Genomic DNA, 12,039 nt, shown 5'->3' with positions numbered 1-12,039 from the left:
GCACCGCCCGGGCGGTGCGGCCGGCCGCACCGCCGGGGCCCCCGCGCAGCGGGGTGTCCTCCTCGCGGTAGCGGGCCAGCGCCCGGCCCTCGTGGCAGGGCGGCGGCGTCCCGTCGGCCCGCACCACGCGCCACCACGGCACCGCGCCGCCGTAGAGGGACATCACCCGGCCCACCTGCCGCGGGCCTCCCTCCTCCAGCCACTCGGCCACGTCGCCGTACGTCATCACCCGGCCGGGCGGAATGCTCTCCACCACGGCCAGCACCCTCTCCGCGTAGTCCGGCAGCTCGCCGGCGGGCCCGGTCATGGCGGCCATGGTGCCCCATGCCGCCACCGGCCCGCACGGGCGGCGGCGCGCGGCCCGGCGCGACACGCGCAAACGCGGCTTTCCGCGGAGAAAAGCGACCTCCCTCACCGGTCCGCCGCCTCCTCGTGCCACCATCGTCCCGGCGGTGACAGGTGATACGAGAGCGAAAAGGGACCGGAGAGCGGTCCGGAGACCAGGGCGGGCCCCCTCCTCGGGAGGAGCCCCGTTCCGCTCACCCCTCGCCGCACACCGGCGGCCCCGGCCGGGAGCCCGCGGAACCCGCGGGCGGCGACGACACCGGCGCCGGGACGGGCCAGGAGCACGTCGACGGCGACGAGCCGATCCTCCCCGCCCGGGTGCACCGCCCCTCCGATCTGGTGCGGCTGCTGCTCGGGACCCTCGGCATCGCCGTCGTCCTGGTCGTCGCAGCCTTCGCCCACGGCACCACCGCGGGCCTGGAGCAGGACATCGGCAAGGGCGCGGGCCAGGCCCCGCCCCTGCTGATCAGCTTCGCCGGCTTCGCCTCCAGCGTCGCCGTGCTCATCGTGCCGGTGGCCTTCGCGCTGGAGCGGCTGATCAAACGCGACGGGCTGCGGATCGCCGACGGCGTGCTCGCCGCCGTCCTGGCGCACGGCGCGTCGCTCGCCACCGACCTGTGGGTCGCCGAGCAGGCCCCCGGCTCCATCCGGAACGCGCTGACCAGCCCGGCCCCGGAAGGCGGGCTCACCGATCCGGTGCACGGCTACCTGGCCCCCGTCATCGCCTACATGACGGCCGTCGGCATGGCCCGCAGGCCCCGCTGGCGGGTGCTGCTGTGGGCGGTGCTGCTGCTGGACGCCTTCGCGGTGCTGGTCGGCGGCTACACCACGCCGTTCTCGATCCTGGTCACCGTGCTGATCGGCTGGACCGTCGCCTACGGCACGCTCTACGCCGTCGGCTCCCCCAACGTCCGCCCCACCGGCCAGAACCTGCTGGCGGGGCTGCGGCGGGTGGGCTTCAGGCCGGTCCGGGCGCTGCGTCTGGACCCCGTCGACACCACCGACCCCGCGGAGTCCGAACGGGCCGAGCAGAGCGACCGGGCCCGGCGCTACCTGGTCACCCTGGAGGACGGCCCGCCGCTCGACGTGACCGTCGTGGACCGCGAGCAGCAGGCGCACGGCTACTTCTACCGCGCCTGGCGCCGCTTCGCGCTGCGCGGCATCACCCAGCGCCGCAGCCTCCAGTCGCTGCGCCAGGCGCTGGAGCAGGAAGCCCTGCTGGCGTACGCGGCCATCGCCGCCGGGGCCAACGTCCCGAGGCTGATCGCCACCTCCGAGCTGGGCCCCGACGCCGTCATGCTCGTCTACGAGCACGTCGACGGGCACGGCCTGGGCTCCCTGCCCGACGAGGAGGTCACCGACGAGCTGATGCGCGCGGTCTGGCGGCAGGTGCGGGCGCTGCAGTCCCGGCGGATCGCCCACCGCAGGCTGGAGGACGACGCCCTGCTGGTGAGCCCGTCCGGCGAGGTGTTCCTCACCGACCTCAGCGCCGGTGAGATCGCGGCCGGCGATCTGGTGCTGCGGATGGACGTGGCACAGCTGCTGACCACCTTCGGCCTGCGCGTCGGAGCCGAGCGCTCGGTCGCGGCGGCGGTGGAGGCGCTCGGCCCGGACGCGGTGGCCGACAGTCTCCCGCTGCTCCAGCCGATCGCGCTCAGCCGCGGCACCCGCGCCACCCTGCGCAGACTGGCCAAGGAGCGGGCGCAGCGCGAGCGGGAGGCGGCCATCGAGGCGTCCCGCCACAGCCGCGAGCTGCGCCACGCCCAGGGGCACGCGCCCGCCGGCGACCGGAAGTCGCTCCGGGCGGAGAAGCACGCCGAGAAGCAGGCCGTCATGGAGGCCCTGGAGGAGGCGCGCGAGGAGGACCTGCTGGCGCAGATCCGCCGGCAGGTGCTGCTGGTCCGCCCGCAGGCCCCCGTACAGCCCGCCCGGCTGGAGCGCGTCAGGCCGCGCACGCTGGTCAGCTTCATCGCCGGGGCCTTCGCCGCGTACTTCCTGCTCTCCCAGCTCACCCACGTGGACTTCCGGCAGGTCATCGCGGGGGCGGACTGGGGCTGGGTGGCCGCCTCGCTGCTGTTCTCCGCCCTGACGTACTTCGCGGCGGCGATGAGCCTGCTCGGCTTCGTGCCCGAGAAGGTCCCCTTCCTGCGCACGGTGGTCGCCCAGGTGGCGGGCTCCTTCGTCAAGCTGGTGGCGCCCGCGGCGGTCGGCGGCGTCGCGCTCAACACCCGCTTCCTGCAGCGTGCCGGGGTCCGGCCCGGCCACGCGGTCGCCAGCGTCGGCGCCTCCCAGCTGTTCGGCCTGGGCAGCCATGTCGTCCTGCTGCTGACCTTCGGCTATCTGACGGGCACGGAGCACACCCCGACCCTCTCCCCGTCCCGCACTGTCATCGCCGGACTGCTGACGGTCGCGGTGCTTTCCCTGATCGTGACGGCCATCCCGGCGCTGCGGAAGTTCGTGGTGGAGCGGGTGCGGGCGCTGTTCGCCGGCGTCGTCCCGCGGATGCTGGACGTCGTCCAGCGCCCGCAGAAGCTGCTCAGCGGCATCGGCGGCATGCTGCTGCTGACGGTGTCGTTCGTGCTGTGCCTGGACGCGTCGGTGCGCGCCTTCGGCGGCGAGCTGAGCTACGCGAGCATCGCGGTCGTCTTCCTGGCGGGCAACGCGCTGGGCTCCGCGGCGCCCACCCCGGGAGGTCTGGGCGCGGTGGAGGCCGCGCTGATCGCGGGTCTGATCGCTTTCGGGCTGCCGAAGGAGATCGCCACCCCGGCGGTCCTGCTCTTCCGTCTGATGACCTTCTGGCTGCCGGTTCTGCCCGGCTGGTTCTCCTTCACCCACCTCACGCGCCGGGAGGCGCTCTGACCGCCTGAGCCCGCGCGGGCGCACCATCCTCGCCGACCTCGCGGATGCGAGGGCCACAGCCTGTTCCGCCTTGCACATGCGAGTCGGTACGCCATAACGTCATGCGCATGCGCTCCTACTCCATGGGCCGGGCGGCCCGGCTGCTCGGTGTCAGCCCCGACACGGTGCGCCGCTGGGCGGACGCCGGGCGGCTGCCCACCCGCCGGGACGAGGGCGGCAGGCGGCTGGTGGAGGGCGCGGACCTGGCCGCCTTCGCCGCGGCGCTCGCCGCGGACGCCGCCGACGGCGAGGACGACGGACCGCACACCAGCGTCCGCAACGCCTTCCCCGGGATCATCACCGCCGTCCGCCTCGGTGACGTCGCCGCGCAGGTCGAGATCCAGGCCGGGCCCCACCGGCTGGTCTCCCTGCTGACCCGGGAGGCCGTGGAGGAACTGGGGCTGGCGGTCGGTATGGAGGCCGTGGCCCGGGTGAAGGCCACCAACGTCCACGTCGACCGGGCATGAGGCGGCCCGCCGTGTCCCTCCGCCGCACACGCCGCACACCCCGCGGACTCCGCGCCGTCCTCCTGCCGGCCGTCCTGGCCCTGGTGGCGGCCCTCACGTCCGGCTGCGGGGGCGGGGCCTCCGGCACCACGCGGACCGCCGTGACGGTGCTTGCGGCCTCCTCCCTCACCGACGTCCTCACCGAGGCGGGCGCCGCGTACGAGGAGGAGCGCCCCGGCGTACGGCTGCGCCTGTCCTTCGCCGGCTCCCAGGAGCTGGCCGCGCAGATCCGCCAGGGCGCGCCCGCCGATCTGGTCGTCACCGCCGACACCGCGACGATGGAATCCCTGCGGGACTTCACCGGCCCGTCCACCGTGATCGCCCGCAACCGGCTCGTCGTCGCCACCGCCCCCGGCAACCCCCTGGGCATCGACTCCCTCCGCGACCTCGCCCGCCAGGACGCGAAGGTGGTGCTCGCCGCCCCCGAGGTCCCCGCCGGGCGGTACGGGCAGCGGCTGCTGGAGCGGCACGGCGTCACCGTGCGCCCGGTCTCCCGGGAGCCGAGCGTGCGGGCCGTGCTGAGCAAGGTGGAGCTGGGCGAGGCCGACGCGGGGCTGGTGTACGCCACGGACGCCGCCGCCGCGGGCGGTGCCGTCGGCACCGCCCCCGTCCCCGGCGGCCCGGGCACCGCCGTGCGGTACCACGCCGCCCCTCTGAAGGGGGCCGACCACCCCGGGGAGGCCGCCGCCGTCATCGCCTGGCTGGGCGCCGAACCGGCCCGCCGCCTCCTGCGCGAGGCCGGCTTCCTGCTGCCGTGAACCGTCGTCCCGCACGCCGCGCGGCCTCCCGCACCCGGCCGCCCACCGCGCTCGCCCTGCCCGCCGTGTCCGCCGTCGCCTTCCTGGCCGTCCCGCTGGCCGGGGTACTGGCCCACACACCCTGGTCCGGCCTCCCCGGGCAGCTCACCTCGCCCGACGTGCTCCGGGCGCTGGGACTGTCCCTGCTGGTCTCCGTCCTCGCCCTGCTGCTCTCCCTCGCCCTGGGCGTGCCGCTGGCGTGGCTGCTGGCCCGCGCCGACTTCCCCGGCAAGGCGCTGGTGCGCTCCCTGGTGCTGCTGCCGATGGTGCTGCCGCCGACCGTCGCGGGCGTCGCCCTGCTGCGCGGCTTCGGCCGCGGCGGTCTGCTGGGCGGGCCGCTGGAGGCGGTGGGGGTGACGCTGCCGTTCTCCACCGCGGGCGCGGTGGTCGCCGCGGCCTTCGTGGCGATGCCGTTCCTGGTCATCGGCCTGGAGGGGGCGCTGGCCGGGATCCATCCGCGCTACGAGGAGGCCGCCGCCACCATGGGCGCGACCCTCTCCCAGACGCTGCGGTACGTCACCCTGCCCATGGTGGCGCCCTCCCTGGCCGCCGGCGCCGCGCTGTGCTGGGCGCGGGCGCTGGGCGAGTTCGGTGCGACGATCACCTTCGCGGGCAATCTGCCGGGGGTCACCCAGACCCTGCCGCTCCAGGTCTATCTGCTCCTCCAGCAGGACCCGGCGGCCGCGACCTCGGTCTCGCTGCTGCTGCTCGCCGTGGCGGCGGCCGTCCTGCTCGCCCTGCGCGGCCGCTGGCCGGGCCACTCGCGCTGACACGCGCGGCCGACGGCTCGGCCGCTCCTCGCCGGGTGTCCGCCGGCGAGGAGCGGCCGGGCGGGCGGATCAGATCCTCGCGTCGATCATTCCGGCGTTGTGCAGCGGCAGCCAGAAGGCGCACCGGTGGCGGGCGGCGAAATCGGTCCTCGGCACGATATGGGTCGGTGTCAGGGTGAGCACCGAGGGGGTCCGCGCGGTGAACGCCGGCCAGGCGGGCGTGCCGGGACCGTTCGGGTTCCCGGTCCTGGCGAAGCGGGTCCAGTACTCGATCATGGTGTCGGAGAGGGCTCGCTGGGCGCGGGTGAACGGCCGCCCCGGGGGGCCGTCGATGTCGAAGAGGTAGGGGAGCTCGGAGGTGTGACCGGCGCCCGGAATCGACGGGTCGGAACCGGCGGGCTCGGGGTCGGCGAACTCGTAGGCGTACGTCGGTGTGGCGGACGCCAGCAGACCCGTGTCCTGGTGGATGCTGCAGGCGTAGATGCCGTCCGTCATCGCCGCCCCCAGGGCGCGCGAGGGTGAGGGGTAGTCGGACAGCGGGTACTCGGTGGCGATCCGCGCGGCCGCCTCGGGCCCGAAGTGCCTGGTGATGGCCTCCGGGTACTCCGCGGCCGGGATCGGCTCCGGGTAGTCGTAGTCGACGAAGTAGGCGCCCTCGTCGCGGGTCGATCCGATGACGACCGGCACGTGGTGGTAAGCGTCCGCGGCGAAGGCCTCTTCCACCTGCCGGGGGAAGACGGTGTTCCCGACCACGGGCGCCCAGACGAGCGGCTCCGCCTCCACGATGATGTCCCGCACCGGTCTGGTCCGCAGGCAGTCGGCGGCCGTGGCGGCGTCCGTGCAGCCGAGCCGGGTGGCGAGTTCGGTGCCGGTTCGGTCGGCCTGGCGCTGGTTCGGCATCGTGAACCCGCCGCAGCCGCTCTGCGAGACGGCCCGGTGGAACAGACCCGCCGCGGTCGGAGACACCATGTGCTGGCAGACGTTGGCGCCGCCGGCGGACTCGCCGAAGACGGTGACGTTGCCCCTGTCGCCGCCGAAGGCGGCGGCGTTCGTCCGCACCCAGCGCAACGCGGCCTGCTGGTCCATCAGCGTGTAGACGCCCGAGGAGTGGTCGGCCGACTCGGCCGACAGGGACGGCAGGGCGAGGTACCCGAGGGCGCCCAGCCGGGAGTTCACCGTGACCACGACGACGCCCTTGGCCACCATCCGGCTGGGGTCGTACGAGCCGCCGGTCCCGTACTTGTAGCTGCCGCCGTGAAACCACACCATCACCGGCATCGGTTTCCCGGTACGGACGGCGGGTGTGTGGACGTTCAGGAAGAGGCAGTCCTCCTGGAGGGTCAGGCCGGGAGGCTCATCCGTCATCTGGGGGCACGGCGGGCCGAGCTCGGTGGCCATCCGGGTCCCCTGCCAGACGGGGGCGGCTTTCGGGGGCTTCCAGCGCAGCGGTCCCACGGGAGGGGCCGCGTACGGGATGCCCAGGAACTGGTCCACGCCACGGCGTTCGACGCCCTGGAGGCGGCCCTGGGCAACGGTGACCACCGGGCCGGAGACGGCGGACGCCGGCGCGGCGGACGGCAGCAGCGCGCCGAAGGCCGACGCCATGGCCGCGATACCGGCGAGAAGCACCTTTCCCGGGCGGGCCGCTCTTCGGCACGGACGGCGGAGAGCCGCGAGGCGGGTGCGGACCGGAGGGCGGGCAGGTCCCATGGGCGATGTCCTTCCTCTCATGTGTCGGCGGCGCATGGAGAGGGGCGCGGGTGCGTTTTCGGCACCGGGCCGAGTAGGTCTTCCAGGGGGTGCCCGGCACGGCCCTCATCGGGCCCCGGGGCACGGCGGGCGCGGAGTGCCGACAGGGTTGAAGAGGGGCCCGGTGCCCCGCCGTCCGCCGCGGGCCCGGACCGGTCACGGGCATGTGTCATGGTTTGCCCCTCTCCACGGACCGAGTGCGGTCACAGCCATCCCCGCGGGCCGGAGGGACCAGGCCGGAGCAGCTGCGCGGTCACCCGTTCGACCGCGGAGACCGCCTGCCCGCGCTACCGCCGGATGGCGAACGGACCACGTGGAAGGCGCGGCGGGGCGCTCTCCGTCCTCGGGGGCCCGGACACACGAGTGCCCGACGGCGCCTCGGGCCCAGCCGTGCGGCGCGACCGGAAGACCGGTCGCGGAAGACCGCGGCACGGCCGAGGGCGTTACGGCCGTCCGGCGGTCATGCCCCTGTCATTATCTGGGCCGTCGGAGGACCGCCGGACGCGGCTGACGACGACAGGTGACGACCGCGTTCCGGCAGCACTGTGGCGGGGTGCGGCACATCGCCGCACCCCGCCACAGGGGGCTTTCAGTAGACCGGCTTCTCCGGCTCGATCTGGGTGACCCAGCCGACGACACCGCCGCCGACGTGGACGGCGTCGGAGAAGCCCGCGTTCTTCAGGACCGCGAGGACTTCCGCACTGCGGACACCCGTCTTGCAGTGCAGGACGATCCGCTTGTCCTGCGACAGCTCGCCCAGCGCGTTGCCCATCAGGAACTCGTTCTTCGGGATCAGGCGCGCGCCCGGGATGGAGACGATCTCGTACTCGTTGGGCTCGCGGACATCGATGATGTCGATGTTCTCGCCCTCGTCGATCCACTCCTTGAGCTGCTGCGGGGTGATGGTCGAGCCCATCGCGGCCTGCTGGGCCTCGTCGGAGACGACGCCGCAGAACGCCTCGTAGTCGATCAGCTCGGTGACCGTCGGGTTCTTGCCGCAGACCGCGCACTCGGGGTCCTTGCGGACCTTGACCTGGCGGTAGTTCATCTCCAGGGCGTCGTAGATCATCAGGCGGCCGAGCAGCGGCTCGCCGATGCCCGCCAGGAGCTTGATCGCCTCGGTGGTCTGGATCGAGCCGATGGACGCGCACAGCACGCCCAGCACGCCGCCCTCGGCGCAGCTCGGGACCATGCCCGGCGGCGGGGGCTCGGGGTACAGGCAGCGGTAGCACGGCCCGTGCTCGCTCCAGAAGACCGACGCCTGGCCGTCGAAGCGGTAGATCGAGCCCCACACGTACGGCTTCTTCAGCAGCACGCAGGCGTCGTTGACCAGGTAGCGGGTGGCGAAGTTGTCGGTGCCGTCCACGATCAGGTCGTACTCGGCGAAGATCTCCATCACGTTGGAGGAGTCCAGCCGCTCGGTGTGGAGGTTGACCTTCACGTACGGGTTGATCCCGAGCACCGTGTCCCGCGCGGACTCGGCCTTGGGCCGGCCGATGTCCGCCTGGCTGTGGATGACCTGGCGCTGGAGGTTGGACTCGTCGACCTCGTCGAACTCGATGATGCCGAGCGTGCCCACGCCCGCGGCGGCCAGGTACATCAGGGTGGGCGAGCCGAGGCCGCCCGCGCCCACGCAGAGCACCTTGGCGTTCTTCAGACGCTTCTGCCCGTCCATCCCGACGTCCGGGATGATCAGGTGGCGGGAGTATCTGCGGACCTCGTCGACGGTGAGCTCGGAGGCCGGTTCGACCAGGGGTGGCAGCGACACGGGGACCTCAACAGGGTTGGTCGGTGGACGGTTGTTCCTTCCGTAACACTGCCACGCCCTATCTCATTCCGAGACACCAGGTCCGAGGCGCGAGACGATCTCGTCCCAGTAGCCGGGCATGGCCTCCCAGGGGTCCACGGCCTCCCCCCGGCGCCCGCGGCGGGTGCGGTCGGTGAACCAGACGGTGCCCGCCCCCTGCCAGCGCGCGATGCGCACGGCCTCCTCCAGATGGGTGCGCGGCACCCCGTGCACCAGGTGGCAGAAGCGTTCCGGCGAGTGCTCCGCCGTCCACTCGGCCACCTGCGACCAGCGGTAGTCCGCCCACGACCCGGAGAACGTCACGAGCTGGTCGCCGGCCTCCGCGTAGCCGGGGAAGGGGTGGGTGCCGTGCCCGAGGACGATGTGGGCGTCCTCGCCCAGGGCTCGCAGCGCGGCCGCCACCCGGCACACCTCCGGCAGGGTGGCCCGGTCGCCCGGGCAGCGGTCCAGGTAGAAGCCGTCCACCCCGTACCAGTCGAGGAAGCGGTGCGCGTCGTGGACCAGCGGGCCGAAGTCGCGGGTGCCGTGCCGCAGGTCGAGATGGCCCAGTACGCGCACCCCGGCCTCGCGCAGCCCGGCGGCCGCCGCCGCGCAGTACGGGTCGGAGCGCCCCCCCGGTCCGCGCGCCACGTTGAGCACCGCCCAGTGCACCGGCGCGCCCGGCCGGGTCAGCTCGGTCCACTCCACGGGTGCCACCATCGGGTGCGCGTAGCCGGGCACCCCGACGCCGAGGCGGCCGGGCACCCCGGAGGCCGGTCTGCGCCGGCCGGAACTGGTCAGATACGGCATGCCGCCTCCATCCAGATGTCCGCGAGCGACTCCTCCAGGCCGATCCGGGGCCGCCACCCGAGCCGGTCGCGCGCGCTGCGCACGTCCGCCTGCTGCCAGGGGCCGCAGCCGTCGGGGTACGGGGGCACCTGCGGGCCGCCGCCCGCCTGGTGCTGGTCGTCCATCTCGTGCACCGCGCCGGTGTGGCCGGCCACCCGGCCCAGCACGGAGACCACCTCGCGCAGCCGCACCGCGCGGCCCGAGCCGATGTTGACCACGCCCTGGGCGGCCGACAGGGCGGCGGCGTGCACCGCCCTGGCCACGTCCCGCACGTCCACGAAGTCGCGCTGGACGGCCAGCCCGGCCAGCCTCAGCTCGCCGTCGCCCTGCTGCATCACCCGGCGCATCGCCTCCGCCAGCCGTCCCAGCGGCGAACCGGTGGGCGTGCCGGGTCCGACCGGGGAGAAGACGCGCAGCACGATGGCGTCCAGGCCGGAGCCCAGCACCAGCTCGCTGGCGGCGAGCTTGCTGACGCCGTACGGACTGCCGGGGCGCGGCACCGCGTCCTCTCCGGTGGAGGAGCCGGCCGGGGACGGCCCGTACTCGGCGGCGCAGCCCAGGTGGACCAGCCGGGCCCCGCAGCCGCTGCGGCGCAGTGACTCGCAGACCGTGGCGGTGGCCACGGTGTTGTGCCGGATCAGGTCCCGTGCGCCGCCGCGGGTGGCGCCCGCGCAGTTGACGACGACGCCCGGGTGGACGGCGTCCAGGAAGCGGGTGAGCGCCCCGGGACTGCCGGTGGACAGGTCGAAGCGGACGTCGGCGTCGTCGCCCCGGCCCAGCGCGGTGAGCTGGACGGCGGGGTCGGCGAGCAGGCGGTCGGCCACATGGCGGCCGAGGTATCCGTTCGCGCCGATCAGCAGCACTCTCATCGGGCGTCCTCCCGCACTGCTGTGGTGACGCCTGTGGCGCGCGAAACGGTCATCGGGTGTGCTCCTTGATCGGTGGTGCGCGGCGCGCGAGGGTCGTGTGCGCCGGCGGAGACGGTCGAGGGGGCGGGAGGGGCCGGGCGCCGGATCACGGCCCCTCCCGGTGGTGGGCGGACGCGCCGGTGAGGCGGGAGACGGCGACGGCCGACAGGACCAGGGCCGCGCAGGCGCAGGCCGCGGCGGGTACGGCCGCCGGCCCCCAGGCGGTGGCCAGCGCCTCCACGGGGCGGCCGGGGAAGGCCAGGCGGGTGTGCCCGGAGGCCGCGGCGGCGGCGAGCGCCGCGGCCTCCAGCGCGCAGGCCGCGACGACGCCGCCCGCGGCGGCCGCCGGGAAGCCGTGGGCGGACAGCAGCAGGGCGATGAACAGCAGGGTGCCCAGCGCGGCCGCCTCGGCGATCCGCGCGCCCTCCGGTCCGGTCGCACCGTCGATCACGCCGTCGATCACACCGCCGGACGGGCCGCCGCTGGGGCCGCCGTCCACGAGCGCGTGCGCGACGGCGAGCACGGTGAGCAGGGTGACCGCGAACAGCGCGACGGCGGCGGCGAGCAGCGGACGCGTCCGGGCCGCGAACTCCTCCAGGCCGCGGCTGTCGCCGAGCCGCGGCCTCGCCCGCGAGGCGAACCAGCGCGCGCACCACAGGGCGGGCGCGACGGCCAGCGCCAGGCCCAGCGGCACGCACCACTCGCCGGGGAGGACGTCCACCGCGGGCACCCGGCCGTCCAGCGCCCAGGCCAGGGGACGGCCGCCGGCCAGGGCATGTCCGGCCAGCAGGCAGCCGCCCAGCACGGCGGTCCCGCTCAGCGCCGTACCGCGCAGGCACAGCCGTACCGACAGCAGGACGAGCAGGGCCGCGGCCGCGCCGGCGGCGGTACGGGCGGGCGCCGGGAGGCCCTCGGTGAGGGCGTACGCGGCCGGTGCCGCCGCGCACAGCCCGCCGGGCAGCAGGGGGAGCAGCGCGGCGCCCGCCGGGCGCGCCCGTCCGGCTCCCGCGCCGCGCCGGGGGGCCCGCGCGCCGGGCGCCTCGTCCCGGGTGCCCTCGGCTCCGGTTCCGGCCGCTTCACCGGCCGCGTCCGCTCCGTGGACCGCGCCGGCTCCGTCGGCGCGGGGGGTGCGGGCGTACAGCTCCTCGGAGAGGGAGAACACGTCCCGGTGCCGGTAGCGGGCCGCGGTGCGGTCGGTGATCCCGTGCGCCTCCAGGGCCGCGGCGATCTCCAGCGGGTCCACGGCCCGTGCGCACAGCTCCCGGTGGCGGTGCAGCAGCGCGCGCACGGGGTCGGCGGGCCGGTGCGGGTGCGGCGGGACGTTCACCGGTGCCCCCTCCCCTGCCCGGCCGGCACGCCCGCCGCGGCCGTACGGGCCCAGCTCGGTGCGCGGGCCGGCCGCCCGCCGGAGCGGGCGGCCGCCGGAGCGGC

The 12,039-nt window shown here is 75.1% G+C and carries 9 protein-coding genes and 1 pseudogene; 4 read left to right on the top strand and 6 right to left on the bottom strand.

Going from position 1 to position 12,039, the window contains the following annotated elements:
* A partial coding sequence (locus tag ACLIYP_RS26455; RefSeq protein WP_412715619.1) for an MGMT family protein occupies positions 1-307 on the bottom strand: 307 nt, incomplete at its 3' end.
* Positions 308-459: 152 nt separating this feature from the next.
* On the opposite strand from ACLIYP_RS26455, the gene ACLIYP_RS26450 reads away from it, so the two are divergent.
* The 4 genes and pseudogenes from ACLIYP_RS26450 to ACLIYP_RS26435 form a co-directional block, all read left to right on the top strand.
* A complete protein-coding gene (locus ACLIYP_RS26450) occupies positions 460-3,204 on the top strand; it encodes a flippase-like domain-containing protein (RefSeq protein ID WP_412715618.1) in 2,745 nt (914 codons plus the stop codon).
* A 107-nt stretch (positions 3,205-3,311) separates the two neighbouring features.
* Positions 3,312-3,710, top strand: coding sequence for a TOBE domain-containing protein (locus tag ACLIYP_RS26445; protein ID WP_412715617.1), 399 nt, complete (start codon positions 3,312-3,314; stop codon positions 3,708-3,710).
* Positions 3,711-3,721: 11 nt separating this feature from the next.
* Positions 3,722-4,507 (top strand): molybdate ABC transporter substrate-binding protein, encoded by a 786-nt coding sequence (gene modA, locus ACLIYP_RS26440; protein ID WP_412715616.1) that lies wholly within the window; start codon positions 3,722-3,724, stop codon positions 4,505-4,507.
* Positions 4,504-5,304 (top strand): annotated as a pseudogene (locus tag ACLIYP_RS26435) (ABC transporter permease); the annotation flags it as partial. The gene modA and the pseudogene ACLIYP_RS26435, both read left to right, overlap by 4 nt.
* An 81-nt stretch (positions 5,305-5,385) precedes the next feature.
* Here ACLIYP_RS26435 and ACLIYP_RS26430 read toward each other — a convergent pair.
* The 5 genes from ACLIYP_RS26430 to ACLIYP_RS26410 all read right to left on the bottom strand — a co-directional run.
* A complete protein-coding gene (locus ACLIYP_RS26430) occupies positions 5,386-6,945 on the bottom strand; it encodes a carboxylesterase/lipase family protein (protein WP_412715615.1) in 1,560 nt (519 codons plus the stop codon).
* Positions 6,946-7,654: 709 nt separating this feature from the next.
* Positions 7,655-8,833, bottom strand: a complete 1,179-nt coding sequence (moeZ, locus tag ACLIYP_RS26425) for an adenylyltransferase/sulfurtransferase MoeZ (protein ID WP_412715614.1) — start codon at positions 8,831-8,833, stop codon at positions 7,655-7,657.
* Positions 8,834-8,896: 63 nt separating this feature from the next.
* Entirely contained in the window at positions 8,897-9,661 is a 765-nt protein-coding gene (locus tag ACLIYP_RS26420; RefSeq protein WP_412715613.1) for a spherulation-specific family 4 protein, read from the bottom strand.
* Positions 9,649-10,569: an NAD-dependent epimerase/dehydratase family protein gene (locus tag ACLIYP_RS26415; RefSeq protein ID WP_412715612.1), complete on the bottom strand. Its 921-nt coding sequence runs from the start codon at positions 10,567-10,569 to the stop codon at positions 9,649-9,651. Before ACLIYP_RS26415 ends, ACLIYP_RS26420 begins: the two co-directional genes overlap by 13 nt.
* A 145-nt stretch (positions 10,570-10,714) precedes the next feature.
* On the bottom strand, positions 10,715-12,039 hold a 1,325-nt coding region (locus tag ACLIYP_RS26410; RefSeq protein ID WP_412715611.1), incomplete at its 5' end, for a hypothetical protein.

The sequence above is a fragment of the Streptomyces nanhaiensis genome (genome assembly GCF_046614825.1).
Lineage (GTDB): Bacteria > Actinomycetota > Actinomycetes > Streptomycetales > Streptomycetaceae > Streptomyces > Streptomyces radiopugnans.
Note: the sequence above shows the minus strand (reverse complement) of the source record. Positions and strands in the feature narration are given on the sequence as shown.

Bases quoted from the DNA above. Each gene is read 5' to 3' on its own strand.
- ACLIYP_RS26445 (WP_412715617.1), top strand. From the start codon at position 3,312: ATGCGCTCCTACTCCATGGGCCGGGCGGCCCGGCTGCTCGGTGTCAGC.
- ACLIYP_RS26420 (WP_412715613.1), bottom strand. From the start codon at position 9,661: ATGCCGTATCTGACCAGTTCCGGCCGGCGCAGACCGGCCTCCGGGGTG.
- ACLIYP_RS26415 (WP_412715612.1), bottom strand. From the start codon at position 10,569: ATGAGAGTGCTGCTGATCGGCGCGAACGGATACCTCGGCCGCCATGTG.